This window comes from Mesorhizobium sp. M1342, from assembly GCF_040317955.1.
In the GTDB taxonomy this organism is placed as follows: domain Bacteria; phylum Pseudomonadota; class Alphaproteobacteria; order Rhizobiales; family Rhizobiaceae; genus Mesorhizobium.
Window position 1 is genome coordinate 183,929 of the sequence record NZ_JAMYLI010000010.1, and the last position, 19,781, is coordinate 203,709.

The window sequence follows — 19,781 nt, forward strand, 5'->3', positions numbered from 1 at the left end:
AGGCTATCCGACAGACCGTCGAGATTTTTTATCGCGGCGTCTGATGGTCTGTCCGAATGCTGCCGTGCGGACCTACGCAACCCTGAGCGTAGGGATCGCTGAAACATCAACTTCACGCTCTGCGTGCCAAGCATCGAAAGCCGCTTGCATTCGAAGCCAAATCGCGGCGCCGTCGCCGAACAGCTTGCCAAGGCGAGCGGCCACAGCCGGCGAAACCGGCTTCTTTTCGCGGATGATGTCATAGAGCTGCTGCCGGGAGATCCCGAGCAGATTTGCAATTTCCACCTTGGTCTTTCCAGTTGCCGGGATAATGTCCTCAAGCAGCGCTCCCGGGTGGGAGGGACAACGCTCAATAGGACGCGTCGGCTCGTGCACGGTCATAAGTCGAACTTCTCCAGTCTGGCCGCCTCAGTGATATTGCTCGAAATCGACGCGGGCGGCGTCCTTGCCGTCGAACTCGAATGTGATGCACCACGGACCGTTGACGTGGACCGTGTAGCGGATTGGATCGAAGCCTTTCAGCGGGTGGAAATCGAAGCCGGGAAGGTTCATTTCCTCCGGCTTCTCCGAAGCTTCCAGGCGGTCAAGCCGGACAAGAATGCGCTTGTGCATCTTGGCGTCGATCTTGCCGGTCTTTCCAGTTTGAAAGAGGTCCGACAGCGCCTTGTTCTTGAAGGACTTGACCATCGGTATATGTAAACAGATTGCTTACAAAAAACAAGGTCTGTAAGCAAATAATTTACATGCCAGTCGACTCCGTTGGCCTCATCCTGCCGTTTCAACCACCGAGCGGAAGAAATCCTCCGGGTCTTCGACTTCGGTGAGCTTCCGCTTCTCGATCAGCCAGAAGCGGTTGCCGATGGCGCGGATGAAGGAGCGGTCGTGCGAGGCGAGCACGCAGCTGGCCTGATGTGCCAGCAGTTCCGCTTCCAGTGCTTCCTGGCCGTCAATGTCGAGATGGTTGGTCGGCTCGTCGAGCAGATAGAAGTTGGGATCGGCGAGCCTCAGCGCCAGCATCATCAGCCGCGCCTTCTGGCCGCCGGACAGCACGCCGATCTTTTTCTCCTGCATCTCGATGACCACGCCGGCGCCGGCCAGCAAGGACCGTGCGCGCTGCTCGCCGACATCGTAGCGGCGCGAGACCATCGCCAGCGGCGTGTCGTCGCCGCTGATGCCCGACAACGCCTGATCGCTGTAGCCGAGCACCGTCGACGGCGTCACCTTCACATTCCGCACCGTGTCCGGTTCGACAATGGCATTGCGGATCAGGGTGACGAAGCGCGACTTGCCGACGCCGTTGCGGCCGAGCAGCACGATGCGGTCGCCCTGGCAGATGTGGCGCTTGCCGGTCCGAAACAGCAGCGTGCCATCGGGTGTTTCGACAGCCGCGTCGTCGAGCGTGATCAACACTTTGGCGTGGGTACCGCGATTGGCCAGTTTGATGGCACCCGCCGACTTCTCGCGATGCGCCGGGTTCGCCGCTTCCTCCAGTTTTTCGGCCCGCTGGTTGAGTTGCTTGGTCTTGACCGTCAGCAGATCGCTGCCCGAATTGATGCCGATGTTGTTGAGCTTGGCCGCCTGTCGGCGCAATTGCTGCGCCACCTTCATGTCGCGCTGGAACTTGCGCTCCGTCGAAGCATCGACCTCGTCGAGCGCCAGCCTGGCGCGGGAGTAGGGCAGGGCAAACACCGGCGACTGTTCCGGGCGCAGGAACAGCGTCCGGTTGGTGGCGGCGTCGAGAAAGGCGCGGTCGTGGCTGGCAATGACGACCGGCACCTCGCGCGGCAGCGTGTTCAGCCAGGTTTCGAGCTGGCTGATGCGGGCAAGGTCGAGATGGTTGGTCGGCTCGTCGAGCAGCAGCACATCCGGATCGGTGACCCAGACGCGGGCGATCAGCGCCAGCCGCTGCCAGCCGCCGCTCAGCGCCTGCATTTGCCGCTCGCGCATCGGCTCCGGCACATCGAGCGAATCCAGAACCACATCGACGCGCCACAGCTCGCTTTCGGCCTGCTCGGCCGGCAAGGCGTCGGCCACCACCTGGTGGAACGTACGGCTGAGAAGGGCAGGGGCGACGGATTGCTCGACATGACCGACGCGCAGGCCGCGCGTGCGGGTGATGTCACCGGAGGTCGGCTCCATCTCGCCGGTCAGGCATTTCAGCAAGGTCGACTTGCCGCGGCCATTGGCGGCGACAATGCCGAGCCGGTCGCCGGAGCCGATGGTGAGGTCGAGATTGGCAAACAGCGGCGCACTCATGGTGACGCCGAGGGATTTGAGGCTGATCAGGGCCATTTTGATTTCTCTGGTCTTGCCGGAGGAAAAGTCCGGTTCAATGCACTTTGACGGTGCGCAGGCTGGCCATCAGGCTCGGCGTTGCAACACCACGAAGGGCAGACCAAAAAATCGAAGCGGGAAAAACCCGGACCGTCCCTGGTCAGCCCTGCAAGCAAGCTCGCAGGGCAGAAATCGGGCCACGCTGACGATGGTGACGATGAAACGTAAACACGTGAGCCCTCCTTTCAAGACGTTCGAGTGTGCGGAGCGATTACACCAAAGGCGAGGCTGGTGGCAAGTGGGCGGTCCAGGAGGGAGCGAAGCGCTGAAGCTGCCAATCTCCCCACTCGTGGGGGAGATGTCCGGCAGGACAGAGGGGGGCGCTGTCCTGCCGGCATTTGAATGAACTACTTCCCTGGCCGTCCGGTCTTGCCGGGCCTGCGCTTTTCGCGGCGGGCATCTCCCGCGTCTTCATACGAGCCGATGCCGGCGCGCTGGCGAACGATTGGTTTGCCGTCGTGTTCCTTCGCGCCCCCCTCTGTCCTGCCGGACATCTCCCCCACAGGGGGGGAGATCGGCTGCGGCTTGGCCGGCATCTTTCCTTCTACCGGCTTTTCGGTCCGCCGCACGGTCATCTCATCAAGCGAGTTCTTCTTGAACAGCGGCTTGACCGGCTCGCCGGGAATGCCGAAGTCGGAGCCATGTGCCTCTTCGGCCGACTGTTTCTTGAACAGCGAGCGCGACACGGCGCCGGCCGGTGTCGTCATGTCGGTGCCAGGGCCCATATCGTCGATCGAAGGCTTGGCAAACAGCGGCTTCTTTATCGGTACGGCGCCATCGGCGCCCATTTCGTCGAGCGCTGGTTTGCGGAAGAGGTTGGGCCGGGCGGCCCTGGCGGCTTCCTCTGCGGCCTGTGCCGCGTCGAGCTTGCGGAAACGCTCCTGTTCCTCTGCTGTCCGATGTTTGGCCACGCCCTTGTTGTGCTTGCCCTTTTCGCGACCTGAGGCCGGGCTTTCCATATCGGCGTATTTGGCCAGTGGGTCTTCGGAGATGGACAGTTCCATCTCTCGCAGACGCTTGATCTCGTCGCGGATACGAGCCGCCTTCTCGAAGTCGAGATTGGCCGCGGCATCGCGCATCTGCTTTTCCATCGCGTCGAGATGGGCCTTGAGGTTGTTGCCCATCATGGCGCCGGCATTGTCGGTGAACTGCGAAATGTCGGCGCGGACGTGGTCCTTCTCGTAGACCGAATCCAGAATGTCGGAGATGCGCGACTTGACCGATTCCGGCGTGATGCCGTTGGCCTCGTTCCATTCCACCTGCTTTTCGCGGCGGCGGTTGGTTTCGGCCATCGCCCGTTCCATCGAGCCGGTCACCTGGTCGGCATAGAGGATGACCTTGCCGTCGACGTTTCTGGCGGCGCGGCCGATGGTCTGGATCAGCGAGGTTTCCGAGCGCAGAAACCCTTCCTTGTCGGCGTCGAGAATGGCGACGAAGCCGCATTCAGGAATGTCGAGGCCTTCGCGCAGCAGGTTGATGCCGACCAGCACGTCGAAGGCGCCGAGGCGCAGATCGCGCAGGATCTCGATGCGCTCCAGCGTGTCGATGTCGGAGTGCATGTAGCGGACGCGGATGCCTTGCTCATGTAGATATTCGGTCAAATCCTCGGCCATGCGCTTGGTCAGCACCGTGACCAGCGTGCGATAGCCGGCCTTGGTGGTGTCGCGGATTTCGCCGACGACATCGTCGACCTGGGTCTTGGCCGGGCGAACCTCGACCGGCGGATCGATCAGGCCGGTCGGGCGGATGACCTGTTCGGCGAAGACGCCGCCGGCCTGCTCCATTTCCCAGCCGCCAGGGGTCGCCGAGACGGCGACCGAAAGCGGACGCATGGCATCCCATTCCTCGAAGCGCAGCGGCCGGTTGTCCATGCAGGACGGCAGACGGAAGCCGTATTCGGCCAGTGTCGCCTTGCGGCGAAAGTCGCCGCGATACATGCCGCCGATCTGCGGCACGGTGACATGGCTTTCATCGATGAAGACCAGCGCGTTGTCGGGAATGTACTCGAACAGCGTCGGCGGCGGATCACCCGGCTGGCGGCCGGTGAGATAGCGCGAATAGTTCTCGATGCCGGCGCAGGAACCGGTGGCTTCCAGCATCTCGAGGTCGAAGCGGCAGCGCTGTTCCAGCCGCTGCGCCTCGAGCAGGCGGCCTGCGCGCTCGAGTTCGACCAGCCGGTGCTTGAGCTCTTCCTTGATCGACTTGATCGCCTGGTTCAGCGTCGGGCGCGGCGTCACATAGTGCGAATTGGCGTAGATCTTGACGCTTTTCAGCTCGCCGGTCTTCTGGCCGGTCAGCGGGTCGAATTCGGTGATCTGCTCGATCTCGTCGCCGAACATTGAAATGCGCCAGGCGCGATCCTCCAAGTGGGCCGGGAAGATCTCGATCGTGTCGCCGCGCACGCGGAACGAGCCGCGAACGAAATTGATGTCCTGCCGTTTGTACTGCTGGGCGACGAGATCGGCGAGCAGCGCGCGCTGGTCGAGCCGATCGCCGATCTGCATCTGGAAGGTCATCGCCGTATAGGTCTCGACCGAGCCGATACCGTAGATGCAGGACACCGAGGCGACGATGATGACGTCGTCACGCTCGAGCAGCGAACGCGTCGCCGAATGGCGCATGCGGTCGATCTGCTCGTTGATCGAGGATTCCTTCTCGATGAAGGTGTCGGTGCGCGGGACGTAGGCTTCCGGCTGGTAGTAGTCGTAGTAGGAGACGAAATACTCGACGGCGTTTTCCGGGAAGAATTTCTTGAACTCGGAATAGAGCTGCGCCGCCAGCGTCTTGTTCGGCGCCAGGATCAAGGCAGGGCGCTGCGTCTCCTCGATCACCTTGGCCATGGTGAAGGTTTTTCCGGAGCCGGTGACGCCGAGCAGCACTTGGGTCCGGTCGTTGTTGTCGACGCCTTCGACCAGATCCTTGATCGCGGTCGGCTGATCGCCGGCCGGCTCAAAATCCGAAACCATCTTGATGGCAATGCCGCCTTCGGATTTTTCGGGGCGGGCAGGGCGGTGCGGCGTCCACAGCACGCCGTCCTTGTGCAGCGGATTGCCGGATTCGATCAGCGCCGACAGCGCGGCGACGGTAGCGGTGACGCTGCCCGAGGCCATCGTCTCGGCGTCTTCCAGCGAGATGTCGAGACCGGCGACCGGGTTGAGGCCGGCTGCCGTGCGCTCCCTGGCTGACGCCGCGCCACCCATCGAGGTGCCGCGCGAACTGCGTCCCGGCGAGCTTGAGCGCTCGGGTATCTTCTTCGACGGCTTCGGCGATTTGCCGCCGTCGCCCTTGCCGACAAGACGTCCTTCGTTTTCGGCTTCCTGCTCGATCTGCTCGGCCCAATCCGCGATCGAACCGGTCAGCGGCGTGCCAGAGAGCTCCGGCTGCGGCATCTCGGCGAAACCGCCTTTGTGCAGCGGCTCGGAGGCGTCGAGGAAATCGGTCAGCGGGCTGCGCCGCTTCGGCGCGGCGCGGTCGTCGTTCGCCGTCGGCGGCGTTTTCTTATCGGGGGATTTGGCCATGTCCCGAATATGGGATTTCCTGGCCAAAATGGAAAGAGCGCGGTGGGGAGAGGCGTGCCGAACAGCGCTGCTCCTGACAGCAGGCTGTCAGGAGCAGGCGGGAAGGTGCGGCCGAAAGCCTCTTGTCGCTACACGCCCCTGGCGGCTGATGCGACCTGCGTCGCCGACCCGTTCAGGCGCGGCACCACGACAAGGCGTTTGATCTTGCCCTTCTTGTAGGCGGCGAGGAAGCGCGCATAGTCCTTGAAGGCGACGCAACCGCTCGACTGGCCGTAGCGGCCTCGAAGCAGGTAGGTATGGGCCAGAAAGCCGTCGCGATTGTATTTGTTGCGGCCATCGGCCGGTGTCAGGCGCAAGGCCTCCACTCCGTGGAAGCGCGTCTCGCGCAGCGACAGATTGTAGGTGTTGGGCGGTGTCGGTCCGCGGTTCTTCTGGTCGGCATAACGCGGCTGGTCCGTCATGGCGCCGATGCCAGAATGAGCCTCGAGCCTTGAGCCGTCAGGCATGTAGACGGTGCCGGCGCTGATATCGTAGACGGCGACGCCATTTCCGGCTCCGCTTCTGGATCCCGGCGAGTTGAACAGATTTCTGAACGCCTTGCCAAGGCCGCCCGAAGGCGTGTCGGGCTTAGCATAGGCCAGCACATCGCCGCCATCGGCTGGCCGGCCTTGCCGCGTCGGTTTCGCCGGCTGGGCCTGCTGGACCGTCTCGCGTGCCGGCTTCGATTGCTGGGCGGGCTTGAGCTGCTGAACAGATTTGGGCTGCTGAACGGGCTTAGGCTGCTGCTGGACGATTTTGGGCTGCGGCGGGTCGAATTGCGGGCGGCGGGTCGGCAACGGCACGTCGTCGGTCAGCGCGTCCGGCAGCGAGGCGGCATCGCCGGGTTGATCCTGCTGGGTTTCGACGGGTGAAACCGCGACATCGGCTGACGATTCCTCGATCGGCAGCGGTGAGGCGAACGCCTCGTCGTCGGCCGGCAGCGACTGCACGAGGGCAAGCGCCAACTGCGAATTGTCCGGCGTATCGGATTGGGCAAAGCCCATCGGCTGCGGTGCGGTCTGCACGACCACCGAGCCGGTATCCAGCCGGGCGAAACGTTCGGCCGCCGGAACTGGCATGTTATCGGACAGGCTGGCCGTGACCTGGACGGACGGCACCAGCGACGCCTCGGCAATTCGCGGTGCGACGGTGGAGATCACCGGGCGCGTGTTGGCAGTGGCGGCAGGCTTTCCGGCGTCGGCAAAGGCAGCGGCCAGCTTCATCGGCGAAAGCGACGCTTCCATGCGTTCGAAGCGCTCCTGCGCCTTCGACTTCACGGCGGCTGGCATCGGCTTTGCCTGCGCTACAAGGCGTTCGGACTTTTCCGCCCGTGAGCTTACCCTGGCCAGCTTGAAACAGCTGGCACCGCACTGCACCGAATGATCATGCAGGGCCTGAGTGCCGCCATTGGCATTGGCCAGCACGAAGGGTGCTTTCAAGAAGTGCTGTTTCAGCGGATCGGTAAATGCGAGCGATCCCGGCATGGACAGCGTCTGGGGCAGGCCAACCGAAGTCGCCGACAGCGAGGCGCCGACGGAACTGAGGCCGGCCATGGTGCCGATCAGCCAAAGGCCGATGGCAGTGCTGACGCAGGGCAGTGCGACCCAGCGGGCCACCCGGCCAGCGTTGAAGGAAGAGGAACGCGGAGCATCGACGAACTCGCCGCCCTCACGCTGTCCCCGGTTTTTTTTATGTGTACTCAACAACGCCATGCAACCAATCTCGCTTCAATCGGTTTCCCCGTACGTGGCCTTGAGAGCCGCGACGACCATTCTGTGAGTGATCCCAGGTGGTCCCCGACGCGTTTGCCGCGTCTGTAGTTGGTTGCCAATTGCTTCAAAATATGGACAAAGTTGGTTAATCAATTCCTCTCAAAACCAACGACGAGATGCGGATTTGGCCCAAATTTGGCTTCGTCCACGGCCAGGAAAGTGGTGTTGTCGCCCTTCCGACCTGGTTTTGCTGCCTGTTTTTGGCGGCCGAGTCAAGCAAAACAGCCACTGCTAATTTCTACGCAGCGCCTTTCCGCGGTATATGCAGCGAACCGGCTACCGGCAGAAACTGCCTACAAAAGGCGCGTGTTCCGGTAAAATTGTTGCCTGCCATGCTGCGATTCCCGCGGGAGGGCGGTCTCAAACAGCCCACCCTCAGTTGAACCACAGCGCAAATGTCAAAAACCCGCCGCCGCCGAACTGGCGCTGGATCTGGTCGAAATCGCTGCTGGTGACGAGCTCGCCGCTTTCGAGGTAGGGCGCGATGGCCGGGCCGGTAATCGACAGCACCAGATCGAAGTTTTTCGGGTCATCGAAGAAGCGCTTCATGTTGATGCCCAGGCCCGTGCCGGCGGTGACGCGGAAATGCGGCAGCAACTTGCGGCCCTCCAGGAGATCTTCGGCCATGGTCAGGGCGGCGAGCCAGGCCTGAACCTGCTCCTCGCCGACTTCGAGGCCGGTGAGCGGGTTCTCGCCCTTCTGCTGCGGTCCAGGCAGCCATTCGCGGTCATTGTCGGTCTCGGCGCGGATCGCCTTCCAGTCCTCGCGCGACAGCCGGATCATTTCCAGCAGGTGGCGGCGCGCCGCTTCCCGGCGCTCCGCTTCGACCACCGGCCAGTTGATGAGATGCACCATCGAGATGAAATCGGCGATGCGCCATTCCGAGGAGAAGATGCTCGAGCCCATGTCGCCTGCCGGCGGCACGAGAATATCCTGCAACGGCAGCTTGGCGCGCGGGAACAGCATGTGGAACGAGCCGTCGAAGGTGCTCCTGAAATCATGCGCAAGCCAGAAATCGGCCTGCGCCATCAGGAACTCGGCATAGCCCTGCAGCCAGTATCCGTCGGCGCGGTCGAAACGGAAGGTGAGCGTGGGAACGGCGTCGTCCGATGTAATGCCGCCGCGTGACAACGCGGCGATGATCGCCGCCATGCTCTCGTCCGGCGCGATGGTGCCGTCCTCGTTGAGGTCTATGCCGGCATGGGTGAGATCGATCACCATGCCGATATCGGCATCGGGCGGCACCGACGCAAACGTCGCCGCGGATTTCTCCAGCCGGTCGCGGAAGCCGACCAGGATGGCGCGGAACTGCTCGTAACTCAGCGGCTCGGGATTGGGATTGTCGGGCACCGGCAACCGCATCAGTGGCAGCATGAAGGACTGCGGGCTTTCGAAACCATGGCGGTGCAGGCCGGTGGCCAGGATCTCCAATGCGGTGAAGAACTCGCCCGCCCCGGCCGCATAGGCGGATGCCGGGTCGTTTGGCGCGGCGGCCTCCAGCATCGACAGGGCAGCGTCGCGCGCGGCCACGCTCTTCGCCTCGAACAGTCGGGTAGCCGCTTCGGGCATTGCCGCCGACGCGGAAGACAGCGGCAGGAGCAAAATGAAAGCGGTCAGCAGGCCTGCCAGTCGTGTCATCTTTTCCCCCAATATTTGTCGCGCAGCGCAGATATACACCATTTGCAGCGCTGCGCTTCAACCCGCCCGCCGGACGGTCTACACAGGGCAAACAATTGGGCATCGCGTGTCGAATTATCCGTTTTCCTACAAACTGTCCTGGCTGCCGCGTTTCTTGAAGCCGTCTCTGGCCGGCGACGTGCAAGACTTTGCGCTGATGGCTGGGACGCTTATGGATCCGCCGCCGAGGCAGACAATGCGGCTTGCCTTTGTCGGGGACATCTCGGCGGTGGCCAACCGCAGCGCGCCGGATTGCGATCCGGCGATCAAGGCGCTGCTCGGCGCTGCCGATCTGGTGATCGGCAATTGCGAAAGCCCCGTGGTGGACAGACCAAGCGCGGCGCTGGGCACAAGGCTCGGCACGCATCATGCGATGAGCGAGTTGTTTCTGGCCGAGGCTCTGGCGGCGGTTGGTATTGCGCGAGAAAGGCTCGTGCTGTCGCTGGCCAACAACCATGTGCTGGATCAGGGCGTCGCCGGTTTCGACGAGACGGTGGCGGCGTTGCAGCGGCTCGGCATCCGCACGGTCGGCCTGGCCGCCAATGGCCCGGTGGTGCCTGTCCAGGTCGGACCGCTTGATATCGGCTTCGCCGCATTCACGCTGTGGCGCAACGCCGATGAAAAACTGTTTGCGGGGCGCGTTTCGATGGACAGCGATCCGACGGGCTGGCCGCGCGCTGGCTTGGATCTTCTCTGCGCCGTGCCGCATTGGGACTGGGAGTTCCGGCATTTTCCGCGTGCCGAGACGCGGGCGCTGGCCAGGCGGCTGGCTGGGCAGGGCGTCGGACTGATCGCCGGCCATCACGCCCATGTCGTGCAGCCGGTGGAAAGGATCGACAAGACGGTGGTCGCTTATGGACTTGGCGATTTCCTCGGCACCGCCTTCGCCCGCCAGCCATGGCCGGGTCGCATCGGTTCTATCCTCACTGTCGATGTCAGTGCCGATGCCGGTACGCGCGGGACGATCGCGTCTTACCGGCTGCATCCCTTCATGCGCCTGCGCGCCGGCGACCATGAGCGGCTGGTGTTGGTGGAGGCTTTGGAGGGCCGAGTGCGTGACAAGGTCGAGGGGCGACTGAAAGCGATCTTCCCTTCTCCACCAACCGATCAAGGCGTCCCCGCTTAAACGTCTGGCGGCCCCTGCAAAACCGACTATCATGCTCCCGCAGAGGCAGGATTGCGGGGGATAGCGGTGGAAACAGCGGATTTCATGCCGAGCGAAACGGTCATCGCCGGCATCCGGAAAGACATCGCGGCCTATGAAGCGGCGAGGGCGTCGGCGGTCAGGCAGGTGCGCTGGCGGGTGCCGGTGTTCGTCGGCCTGGTGCTGGTGGCCGTGGTGCTGGTCGCCTGGCTGTTCAACAAGGTCGCCGACCCCAACGAGCAATGGGTCTCGACGCCGCATGTGTTCCTGTATGTCATCGGCTTCGCGGCTTCGATCCTGCTCTATTTCCAGGCCAGGAAACCGGCGACGCGGCTGCAGCAATCGTTCCGCGAGACGCTGTTGCCGATCATCTTCGGCTTCATCGCCGACATGCGCTACCAGCATGGCGTGATGCCGAATTCCTTCGACCGGTTGCCGCGCACGGCGGTTGGTCCGTTCAACCGGCAGGCGTTCGATGATATCGTCGCGGGCCGCTACGAAGGGTTTCCGTTCGAGCTCTACGAGGCGCATCTGCGGGAAGGGTCGGGCAAGGGCTCGTCGACCGCCTTTCAGGGCGTCATCGTCGCCTTCGAGACCATCGCGCCGTTCCCCGGCATATTGGTGGCGACGCGCCGGACCAACGCGGTCATCAGCTTCTTTCGCGGCATCTTCGCCAGCAAGCTGCAAGAGCTGTCCAGTGGCGACGTGGCGCTCGACGCCGCGTACGAGTTCCGCACCGACAATCTCGGGGCGGCACAGCCACTGGTGAGCGGCCGGCTGGCGCAGGCGCTGAAATGGCTTGGCGAAACCTGGCCGGACGATCCGGCCCGTGTCGCGCTCAATGGCAGCGATGGGTTCCTGCTGCTGCCGCAGACGAAGAACTTCTTCGAGCTGCCGGATATTTCGGTGCCGCTCGATTACACCACGCATGTCGCGCCGATGATATCGGACATGGGCGCGATGCTGGCGACGGCGGCACTTGTGCGCAAGATCGGCGCGAAGGACGAGATCGATTAGTTGGGCCTCGCTGTCAGCAGTCAAAGCCGTATTGGTCGCGCATGGTGTCCGCCTCCTCTTTCGACATTTTGTTGAACATAACGCAGACGGTGAAGCTGCCGACCTGATGGCCGGCGCGCATATAGCCCCAGTCGGAAATATCGTTTCGGGTGAATTCTATATTCTGCCCGAGGACCACATTACGCACTTGCTCCGGCTGGTTCGCCAATATGCCGACAAAGCCTGTTTCAGTGCGGCGGAACGGGATGACCCAGAAGTGCTCGCTGACGTTGCCGTCGCGCACCTTGACCTTCAATTTGAACCTGTCGGTGTCGGAGGAAGGAGCCTCGGACAGTGCCAGGAATTCATCCAGGCTGGCGAGCGCCTGCGCTGTCGCTGCCGCCATCTCGGGATCGTCCTCGGTAAACATAATCGTCTTGTCATCGCCCGGATCCGCGCCTTGCGCACAGGCGGACCCCGGCGCAAGCGCCAGCATCAGGGACATCGCGGTCCGGACTGCAAGTTTCAGGAAGGCCCCCTTTCATCGTAACGGCGCACCATCCTGCATCCGTTCCCGATTTGCAACCGGAGCGCGAGTTTCATCCACTTCGGAGCGGCGAGTTGAGCTGATCCATGAAACAAAATGTGTATCGATGACCGGTCGGCAGTCTGTTTCGTGATGCAGCTTGAGACGGATTGCGGCGGCCGCGCCGTGATCGAAACCGCCCGCCACAATCCGGCTAAACGACTCTTTTCGCGGACAGAAGTCCGCTCATTGGGGGAGCCGAAGCGGCCTGAAATGATCTCGGTCGCAGACAATGTGTCGGAATTAAGCCTATGATATTGTTTGCAAAAATTCACCCAACGTGATTTGCGGAGCGAGCGCTTCCGTTCCAGTTTAAGGCCGTCCGGTGCTGTCGTTTCCCAAGGCGGCCCGGAAAAGTGAAACAGCACGGAGTGCACCCCATGAAGAAGACCCTCGCAACCACCGCCGCTCTGCTCGCCTTCCTCGGCACGGCCTATGCCGCGACCGTTCAGGGCACGATCCAGGCCGTCGACCCGACGACCAAGTCGATCACCCTCGACGACGGCAAGATCTACCAGCTGTCACCGGAAGCGACGATCGGGAAATTGAAGGTCGGCGCCAAGGTGGCGGTGACTGTCGATGACAAGACCGGCATCGTGACGTCGATCAAGAAGGCCTCGTAACGCGAGAGCATCGTGCGTCGGCAGACCTGCTGACCGGATTTTTCAAACCCTGTTCCACTCATGGCCGGTCCCTCCGGGGATCGGCCATTTTCATGCCTCGCCCCTCGATGCCGGGCGACCTGGATGAGGTCTTCCGGCTGGACCCCAGGGCCGGCCGGCGGAACGCTGTCCGGCGGCATCGCTATGGTTTTTGCCAAAAAGCCGCGCTATCCCTTGGCCAACGGGGGATATTCATGGCCGACGAACAAAAAGGGTTTCGCCTGTCGCGGCGATTGCTGCTGGGTGCGGCTGTCCTAGGTGGCGCGGTGCTGTGGGGCGGCAACACCGTGGCGCGGCTGGCGCGCGCGCCTTCGGGGCCGAAGAACGCCGGACGGATAGCCGATATCGACGGCTTCGCGTTGCCTTTGAAGCCGCTGGACAATGCGCCGGCCTTCGATGCGTCGCTGCCCTGGTCGGCAAAAGGCGGCGACATCAACGATGCCAGCGGCCTGTCGATGACGCCGGTCTACGGCGTCGTCGAGGTCAGCGAGGACGAGCACATCGCCAATGCGCTGGCCTTCGCGCGTGCCAATGGCCTGAAAGTCTCACTGGCCGCCATCCGCCATTCGATGGGCGGGCATGCCTTCGACGACAACGCGCTGGTACTCGACCTCAGAAAGTTCAACAAGGTGACCGTGGATGCGGCGGCGAAGACCATGACCTTGCAGCCGGGCGCGCGCTGGCACGACATCCAGAACCTTCTGCATCCGCGCTTTGCGGTGAAGGCGATGCAGTCGACCGACATCTTCTCGGTCGGCGGCTCGCTGTCGGTCAATGCGCACGGTATGGACCACCAGGCAGGGTCGGTGGCGGGCTCGATCCGCTCGATGCGAGTGATGCTGGCCGACGGCTCGGTGACGACCTGCTCGCCCACCGAGAACACCGATCTGTTCCGCCACGTCGTCGGCGGCTATGGCCTGTTCGGCGTGGTGCTGGAGGCGACGCTCGATATCGTCGAAAACGCCGTCTACCGGACCTCGCGCGAAATCATCAGATCGGACGATTTTCCGAAATTCTTCGCCGAGGTGCTGGAGCCGAACAAGAATATCGGCCTGTTCTACGGCCATCTGTCGACGGCGCCCGGCAATTTCCTCGAGGATATGATCGTCTACCGTTACGACAAGGTGGCGGAGCAGCCGCCGGCGGATCAGCCTGAGATCGGCGAGCCGGGTTCAGTCGGGCTGAAACGGGTGATCATCAACCTGGCGAAATGGGGCAGCCTGTTCCAGGAGTTGAAGTGGTTCACCGAAAAGACGCTGGAGCCGAAATTCGAAAGCTGCACGGTGGCGCGTACTTCGGCCATGGCCGAGGGCGAGGCCTGTCTCGTCACCCGCAACAACCCGATGCACGATTCGGTGCCCTATCTCTTCAACGATCAAATAGAAGAGACCGACATCCTGCACGAATATTTTATTCCACGTGCCGCCTATGTCGAATTCATCGCGGAAACGCGCGAGATCCTGCGCAACCAGACGCTGCCGGTGCTCAATGCTTCGGTGCGCATCGTCCACAAGGAGGATGTGGCGCTGACCTACGCGCCGGAGCCAGCCTATTCGCTGGTGCTCTACATCAACCAGCCGACCGATGCCGACGGCAATGCCAGGATGCGCGCGCTGACGCGGGCGCTGATCGACGTGACGATCAAGCATGGCGGGCGCTTCTTCCTGCCTTACCAGCTGCATTATACGGCCAGGGAATTGCTCGCCTCCTATCCCGAACTGCCGGCCTTCCTGGCGGCGAAGCGGCAGTATGACCCGACGGAACTGTTTTCCTCGACCTTCTACCGTGCCATCAAGGCGCTGAGCGGGGTGGCGTAGACGTTAGGAGACTTCATGCGCAAGGTATCAGCCGCGGCACTCATCCTCATCGCGCTGTGCGCTGGCCCCGCCGGAGCCGAGGATCTCAAGGCCTTCAAGCTGACCATCGACGGTGACGGTCGATATCGATCCCGGCGAGAGCACTGATGTGACGCTACCCGGCGGTAAGCACAGCAAGGTGACGCTCGAGCGCAACGACTTCGCGACCTTCTCCGGCAGCGATTTCTCCTTCGTCCATCCGAGCAATATTTCGGTGACCAAGACCGATCTCGGCGATGATATCACGCAGTATCTAATGGCGTCGGCGCTGGGCACGATCGTCGTCGTGCAGGAATATGGCAAGATGAACCCGGTGTCGCTCAACCAGTTGATGCTGCAGGAGATGACCAAGGAATCGGTGCAGGCCGGCGCCAAGCTGACGCAGGAGCCGATGACGCGCAAGCTCGCCGACGGCAAGGAATTGACCGGTATCCGCGCCGAGGTGAAGACACGCACCGACACCGCCGATTTCGAGATCGTCGGCTTCGGCCTGGCCGATCGGGGGCTGCTGTTCATCACCCGCGTTGCCGGCGAGGATGCAGCGACCGAACAGCCGCTTATCGACAAGTTCTGGCAGAGCCTGAAGGTCAAGTTCAGGCCGGACTAGGGTCGTGTCTCAGTTGGGTTTCGGGGGGGAATCCATACTTTTGCATAACGGCGGCTCAAGTTATTCTGACGACCCTGAATTGGAGGTCCTGCAGCATGGCGAAGCTCATTTTCAGAATGAACCAGTCACTCGACGGCTATGTCGACCACCAGAAAATGCCGTCAGGCCCGACAATCTTTCGTCACTGGATGGAGCAAGTGCGCAATTTGAGCGGCAGTGTTTACGGTCGCGGCATGTACGAGGTCATGCGTTATTGGGACGAAGACAGTCCTGAATGGAGCGCGGAGGCGCACGAATTCGCGGCGGCGTGGCGGAGCCAACCGAAGTGGGTTGTGTAGCGCTCGCTGAAGTCGGTCGGCCCCAACGCCACACTTGTCGGGGACGACGTCGAGGCGGTGATAGGTGGGCTTAAGGCTGAGCTCGTCGGGGAGATTTCAGTTTCCGGACCAAACCTGGCACGAAGCCTGACCGATCTTGGTCTTATCGATGAATATCAACTTTACCTCCATCCGTTCGTGCTCGGTCAGGGCAAGCCATTTTTCGCCGGCCCCCGGCCGCCGCTTCGCTTTGTGGCCAGCGATTTGATCGGTGACGACGTAATCAGGTTGACCTATGTTCCTGCCTGATTAAGCGGTCGTCAAACCGAGACGCCAGCAGGACTACAGCCCCTTCGGCACCAAGCCGGCCAGCCAGTTCACGGAGCGTTTCGCGGCATCGGCGGTCGCCGAGGCGGCGCGGCCGAGATCGGTCTTGACCACTGCGTAGCCGTTTTTGGTGCGATAGAGCACGCCGGTTCCGCCATCGACCACCTGTTCATAGGCGACCGGCCGGGCGGCATCCGCTTCCATGGCGGTCGTCGGTGAACCGACCGAAACGCTCGGCCGGTGGCTCAATTCAGGCGGTAGCGGGCTTTCGGTCCTGACAACGCGGCTGGCGGGCTTCAGTTCCGGGCGCGATGCGGTCGCGGCCAGCTGCGAGGAGGACGACGAACCCTTCGTGCGGCAAATGCCGGAGACGAGCGGATAGTTGAAATTGCGCTCGTGCAGCATCTGGCTCTTCATCGCCGCTTCGCACTCGGCGACGGTCGACCACTTGGCCGGCGTCTCGCCGATATATTCGCAAAGCTTGGCGTCGCAGTCGCAGCCGACAATGGTCATAGCGACAAGGGCGGTCTTGATCACGGTCTTGTCCCTTCGAGATGCCCCCGGCAACCCATCCATTTCTTCCCATTCCTTCGCGCGCGAACAAGGCGGGATTTGGCCGCGATTGTGGAATGGGCGTGGCGGAGCCCAGGAAATGCATAATCCTGGCCGGGCGTGGCCGAAAGGCCTCAGTAGTCGTAGACGTGTTCAAGCCTGGCGCCAGCCTTGATCAGCGCCGGCAGCACGAGATGCAGCTTGCGCACGGCGACGGTCAGCCCGGTGCGGCGCGTGGATTGATCGGCCGGGAGCGGATAGCTGAACAGGATGCGCATGCCTTCAGGGATGGCGATCGTATCGGTGGAGAGCACCGTGACCATGATCTCGTCATTGCCGCCGATCTCGACGAAGGAGACGCCCTTGTCGATCAGGCGCGGGATCATTTCGGTGAAGACCTGATAGCGCCTGGTGACGAAGATGGTGCCGTCAGCGCCCATGTCGCGTTCGAGCAAGGTGTCGGGCTCGTTGCGGGTGGCTTCGCCGACGGGTCCCTTGGCCCAGACATGGACGTCGAGCAAGGCAGGGTCCATCGTCGCGGCGAGCGCCTTGGTGATCAGGTCGGCATAGCCCTGCTTGATGGTGTCGGCGAGGCCGAACGCCAGCTTGCGTTCGCTGGTCCGGATCGAGCTGTCTCCCGGCGCCGGCTGCACGGCAAACAGGCCGGCGCGCTTCTCGGCATAGGGGAACTGATACCAGGGCACCTGGTCGAGAAACCCTGCATAGTCCGCCGCCAGCTTGGCCTGATAGATGTCGGCGGCGGTGCGCTTGGCCGTCGTCGCCTCGGTGATGCGGCCGACCGTGTTCTCATAGGCCCACTGCAATATATGCTCGATCGAGTGGCTGGTGCCGATGATGACCAGCATCTGGTGGTTGGCGTAGTTGAACTTGTAGGCAGAACTGGCGCGGATGACCATGGCGTAGTCCTGCCAGAAGCGGCCGACATAGGACCAGTAGGGAAAGCCGCTCGGCTGGTCCTTGTCGACGAAGCCGGCATATTCGCGCGCGGCGTAGACGATCGCCCATTCCGGATAGGTGAGGAAGGTCGATTCCTCCGGCCGCTGGTAGAAGGGGATCTCGGCGCGGACCTTGTCGGCCAGCGCCTTGGGCGGCGCGCCATCGGCAATTCCGGGCAGCGGCGTCTTGTCGAGCGACGACGTCGTCAGAAAGCCGTAGCTCAGCCCGGCGATCGGGATGAGGATGACGAGGACGATCACCCACAGGATCGTCTTGATGATGCGCTTCAGCCAGCGGAACAGGAACATGCCAGATCAGGCCGTGGCGAAGTGTTCGTGTATGCGCCTGGCCAGCCGGAAACCGACATAGACGGCGAAGCCACCGATGACCAGGTGCGGCAGGTTGGCGAAGAAGCGGGCCGGGAATTCGATATCGTTGAGGGAGCGGAAGCCGTTGATGAAGATGCCGGCATCGAGGCAGCCGGAACCGGTGACCAGACCGAGCACGCCGTCGAACAGGTAGACCGAACCGAACAACTTGAAATAGAACACCGCCTGGCGGTGCGAGATGAAGGCGGCGGCCAGCGCCCAGACGCCGGAGAAGGCGTGCAGCAGGTCGTCATACCATTGCAGCGAAAACAGACCGAACAGATTGCCGCCAGCGTCATTGAACGCGGGTATGTAGCCAATGGCGACGACGCCGAAAAACAGGAAAGCATAGGCGACGGCAAGCTTCTGGATCAGCGTCATGAAGTATCCCCCCTCTACGAGTCCGCTTTGCAAACAGACTCTGACGACGCAGCGATACTAACCGATTTTAGCGCGCGGTGAAGCGGCGCCCGCGAGATCGCCGGCGAAGGATATCGAGGGGCAAAAAGACAGTCGGCGCCGGGATTTCTCCCAGCGCCTCCCTGTCAGATCAGGACACGGTCGCGGCAGCAACTTCCGTAAAGTCGTCGCGCCTTGCCGGCCTTGATTTTGACGGTCCTGCCAGTCCGCCGCCCGAGAGCAGCGTCCGTTCGGGACCACGCTGGTTTCCACCCTTGCGGGCTTTGCCCTGCGCACCATCGAAGGTTTTTGCCGTCCTTCATGGCAGCATCGGTCCGCCGTCGGCGTTGGCACGCTTTCCGCGGCCCCGTAGGTCTCGGCTCCGTCCCTCGAAACAGGCAAGCCTGCTCTCGCTTCGGGCCGTCCGGGCCTCAGGAAATCCGCCTTTCACTTCGCCTTTCGGCTGGATGATCGGTAGCCGCCTGAGATGGGTTTAACCTACGCCGGGTAAGGGGCCTGGGGAATGGCCTGAGGCCTGTGGATAGCGGGATTATCGGGGATCAACCAGGGAATGCGATTTTCCGATCCGCCATGATGGGCGGCAGCGGTGGACATTCGGCCCTTGCCCTGCCGGCCGGTGCGGGCTTCAATGCCGGCAAAGGATTCGAGGTGCCGAGCGGCTCGATGTCCTTGCGGGAGGGTTGCTTGAAAGTCGGAGTGGTTCTCAACCCGATTGCCGGTGGGGGCCGGCTGAAACGGCACTGGCCTGAGGTCGCCGCGTCGCTGAAAAAGCACTTCGGCGAATTCGAGCTGCGCGAAACGCAGGCGGAAGGTGACGCCGAAAGGCTGGCAATCGATCTCGCGATGATTGGCTTCGACCTGGTGATCGCGGCCGGTGGCGACGGCACCGCCAGCGAAGTGGCCGATGGACTGCTGCAGGCGTTCCAGGAAAGCGGCCGGACCACCGAGCTCGGCCTCTTGCCGTGCGGCACCGGCATTGACTTCGCGCGCGGGCTCGGCCTGCCGAAAGAGGTGGATGCCGTGCTGAAGCGGTTGGCCGAAGCCAAGGGTCGCAAGGTCGATGCCGGGCGCATCTGCTACATCGATGATCATGGCGCGCTGGCCAGCCGGCATTTCATCAACATCGCCAGCCTGGGGCTTTCCGGCGCCACTGACCGCGCCGTCAATGCCGACAAGCGCAAGGGCAGGATGTCGGCCAAGGCGCTTTTCCTGTGGCGCACCGTGGTCGAGTTCATCCGCTACCGCTTCCAGGACGTCAGGATCACGGTCGACGACGGCGCGCCCGTCGAAGCGCGCATGGCGCTGGTGGCGGTCGCCAACGGAAAATTCTTCGGCGGCGGCATGATGATCGCGCCGGATGCGGAACTGACCGACGGGCAGTTCGACATCGTCATCCTGCGCGCCGCCGGCAAGCTGAAGCTGATCTGGGACATCCGGCTGCTCTATGGCGGCCGGCACCGCAACCATCCAGCGATCACCATCTTGCGCGGCAGGAAAGTGGTGGTCGAACCGCTCGGCGATGTCGAGAAGAACGGCGCGCTGGTCGACATAGACGGCGAGTCGCCGGGACGCATACCCGCGACCTTCGAGATCCTGCCGGGTGCGTTGACGCTCAGATACTGAATCAAGCCGTTGACGGATTGATTCAG

At 62.7% G+C, this 19,781-nt stretch carries 17 protein-coding genes and 1 pseudogene; 8 read left to right on the plus strand and 10 right to left on the minus strand.

From position 1 onward, the window contains the following. Nucleotides 1–72: 72 nt before the first annotated feature. The 6 genes from NKH06_RS12880 to NKH06_RS12905 form a co-directional block, all read right to left on the minus strand. Entirely contained in the window at nucleotides 73–381 is a 309-nt protein-coding gene (locus tag NKH06_RS12880; protein ID WP_127268663.1) for a HigA family addiction module antitoxin, read from the minus strand. 27 nt (nucleotides 382–408) lie between these two features. Then, nucleotides 409–687: a type II toxin-antitoxin system RelE/ParE family toxin gene (locus NKH06_RS12885; protein ID WP_352893238.1), complete on the minus strand. Its 279-nt coding sequence runs from the start codon at nucleotides 685–687 to the stop codon at nucleotides 409–411. Between the two features lie 78 nt (nucleotides 688–765). After that, nucleotides 766–2,292, minus strand: coding sequence for an ABC-F family ATP-binding cassette domain-containing protein (locus NKH06_RS12890; RefSeq protein WP_352893240.1), 1,527 nt, complete (start codon nucleotides 2,290–2,292; stop codon nucleotides 766–768). Nucleotides 2,293–2,681: 389 nt separating this feature from the next. Continuing rightward, the gene (gene uvrB, locus NKH06_RS12895; protein ID WP_352893242.1) at nucleotides 2,682–5,852 is read right to left on the minus strand and encodes an excinuclease ABC subunit UvrB; all 3,171 of its coding nucleotides are present in this window, start codon (nucleotides 5,850–5,852) and stop codon (nucleotides 2,682–2,684) included. A gap of 128 nt (nucleotides 5,853–5,980) precedes the next feature. Next, entirely contained in the window at nucleotides 5,981–7,603 is a 1,623-nt protein-coding gene (locus NKH06_RS12900; RefSeq protein ID WP_352610463.1) for a DUF2778 domain-containing protein, read from the minus strand. Between the two features lie 435 nt (nucleotides 7,604–8,038). Then, nucleotides 8,039–9,301, minus strand: a complete 1,263-nt coding sequence (locus tag NKH06_RS12905) for a hypothetical protein (RefSeq protein ID WP_352893244.1) — start codon at nucleotides 9,299–9,301, stop codon at nucleotides 8,039–8,041. Nucleotides 9,302–9,407: 106 nt separating this feature from the next. Between NKH06_RS12905 and NKH06_RS12910 the strand changes: the two genes are divergently transcribed. Further along, complete coding sequence (locus NKH06_RS12910) at nucleotides 9,408–10,466, plus strand: CapA family protein (RefSeq protein WP_023809780.1); 1,059 nt, start codon at nucleotides 9,408–9,410, stop codon at nucleotides 10,464–10,466. Between the two features lie 84 nt (nucleotides 10,467–10,550). Continuing rightward, entirely contained in the window at nucleotides 10,551–11,501 is a 951-nt protein-coding gene (locus NKH06_RS12915) for a hypothetical protein (RefSeq protein ID WP_352893245.1), read from the plus strand. Nucleotides 11,502–11,514: 13 nt separating this feature from the next. Here the strand turns inward: NKH06_RS12915 and NKH06_RS12920 are convergent, their stop codons facing one another. Next, nucleotides 11,515–11,985 carry a YegJ family protein gene (locus tag NKH06_RS12920; RefSeq protein WP_502914466.1) on the minus strand — a complete coding sequence of 157 codons (471 nt, stop codon included), beginning with the start codon at nucleotides 11,983–11,985 and terminating at the stop codon, nucleotides 11,515–11,517. Nucleotides 11,986–12,446: 461 nt separating this feature from the next. On the opposite strand from NKH06_RS12920, the gene NKH06_RS12925 reads away from it, so the two are divergent. The 5 genes and pseudogenes from NKH06_RS12925 to NKH06_RS12945 all read left to right on the plus strand — a co-directional run bounded on the left by NKH06_RS12925 (nucleotide 12,447) and on the right by NKH06_RS12945 (nucleotide 15,817). Continuing rightward, a complete protein-coding gene (locus tag NKH06_RS12925) occupies nucleotides 12,447–12,689 on the plus strand; it encodes a DUF1344 domain-containing protein (protein ID WP_013530037.1) in 243 nt (80 codons plus the stop codon). A 233-nt stretch (nucleotides 12,690–12,922) separates the two neighbouring features. Continuing rightward, nucleotides 12,923–14,545 carry an FAD-binding oxidoreductase gene (locus NKH06_RS12930; protein ID WP_023809777.1) on the plus strand — a complete coding sequence of 541 codons (1,623 nt, stop codon included), beginning with the start codon at nucleotides 12,923–12,925 and terminating at the stop codon, nucleotides 14,543–14,545. A gap of 15 nt (nucleotides 14,546–14,560) precedes the next feature. Beyond that, nucleotides 14,561–14,692: a hypothetical protein gene (locus NKH06_RS12935; RefSeq protein ID WP_352893246.1), complete on the plus strand. Its 132-nt coding sequence runs from the start codon at nucleotides 14,561–14,563 to the stop codon at nucleotides 14,690–14,692. Then, a complete protein-coding gene (locus NKH06_RS12940) occupies nucleotides 14,658–15,191 on the plus strand; it encodes a hypothetical protein (protein ID WP_352893247.1) in 534 nt (177 codons plus the stop codon). The genes NKH06_RS12935 and NKH06_RS12940 overlap by 35 nt, the downstream gene beginning before the upstream one ends. 95 nt (nucleotides 15,192–15,286) lie before the next feature. Continuing rightward, a pseudogene (locus NKH06_RS12945) lies at nucleotides 15,287–15,817 on the plus strand (dihydrofolate reductase family protein). A 33-nt stretch (nucleotides 15,818–15,850) separates the two neighbouring features. On the opposite strand, the gene NKH06_RS12950 reads toward NKH06_RS12945, so the two are convergent. From NKH06_RS12950 to NKH06_RS12960, 3 genes are all read right to left on the minus strand, one after another. Further along, nucleotides 15,851–16,372 (minus strand): hypothetical protein, encoded by a 522-nt coding sequence (locus tag NKH06_RS12950; protein WP_023809774.1) that lies wholly within the window; start codon nucleotides 16,370–16,372, stop codon nucleotides 15,851–15,853. A gap of 149 nt (nucleotides 16,373–16,521) precedes the next feature. Beyond that, on the minus strand, nucleotides 16,522–17,652 hold the full coding sequence (locus NKH06_RS12955) for a hypothetical protein (protein ID WP_352440389.1): 1,131 nt from the start codon (nucleotides 17,650–17,652) through the stop codon (nucleotides 16,522–16,524). Between the two features lie 6 nt (nucleotides 17,653–17,658). Further along, entirely contained in the window at nucleotides 17,659–18,093 is a 435-nt protein-coding gene (locus NKH06_RS12960; RefSeq protein ID WP_127294990.1) for a hypothetical protein, read from the minus strand. 723 nt (nucleotides 18,094–18,816) lie between these two features. Here NKH06_RS12960 and NKH06_RS12965 point away from each other — a divergent pair. Then, nucleotides 18,817–19,755, plus strand: coding sequence for a diacylglycerol/lipid kinase family protein (locus NKH06_RS12965; protein ID WP_352630010.1), 939 nt, complete (start codon nucleotides 18,817–18,819; stop codon nucleotides 19,753–19,755). Nucleotides 19,756–19,781 lie beyond the last annotated feature (26 nt).

Bases quoted from the DNA above. Each gene is read 5' to 3' on its own strand.
- NKH06_RS12925 (WP_013530037.1), top strand. From the start codon at position 12,447: ATGAAGAAGACCCTCGCAACCACCGCCGCTCTGCTCGCCTTCCTCGGC.
- NKH06_RS12955 (WP_352440389.1), bottom strand. From the start codon at position 17,652: ATGTTCCTGTTCCGCTGGCTGAAGCGCATCATCAAGACGATCCTGTGG.
- uvrB (WP_352893242.1), bottom strand. From the start codon at position 5,852: ATGGCCAAATCCCCCGATAAGAAAACGCCGCCGACGGCGAACGACGAC.
- NKH06_RS12935 (WP_352893246.1), top strand. From the start codon at position 14,561: ATGCGCAAGGTATCAGCCGCGGCACTCATCCTCATCGCGCTGTGCGCT.
- NKH06_RS12960 (WP_127294990.1), bottom strand. From the start codon at position 18,093: ATGACGCTGATCCAGAAGCTTGCCGTCGCCTATGCTTTCCTGTTTTTC.
- NKH06_RS12900 (WP_352610463.1), bottom strand. From the start codon at position 7,603: ATGGCGTTGTTGAGTACACATAAAAAAAACCGGGGACAGCGTGAGGGC.
- NKH06_RS12905 (WP_352893244.1), bottom strand. From the start codon at position 9,301: ATGACACGACTGGCAGGCCTGCTGACCGCTTTCATTTTGCTCCTGCCG.
- NKH06_RS12885 (WP_352893238.1), bottom strand. From the start codon at position 687: ATGGTCAAGTCCTTCAAGAACAAGGCGCTGTCGGACCTCTTTCAAACT.
- NKH06_RS12915 (WP_352893245.1), top strand. From the start codon at position 10,551: ATGCCGAGCGAAACGGTCATCGCCGGCATCCGGAAAGACATCGCGGCC.
- NKH06_RS12930 (WP_023809777.1), top strand. From the start codon at position 12,923: ATGGCCGACGAACAAAAAGGGTTTCGCCTGTCGCGGCGATTGCTGCTG.
- NKH06_RS12890 (WP_352893240.1), bottom strand. From the start codon at position 2,292: ATGGCCCTGATCAGCCTCAAATCCCTCGGCGTCACCATGAGTGCGCCG.
- NKH06_RS12880 (WP_127268663.1), bottom strand. From the start codon at position 381: ATGACCGTGCACGAGCCGACGCGTCCTATTGAGCGTTGTCCCTCCCAC.
- NKH06_RS12920 (WP_502914466.1), bottom strand. From the start codon at position 11,985: ATGTCCCTGATGCTGGCGCTTGCGCCGGGGTCCGCCTGTGCGCAAGGC.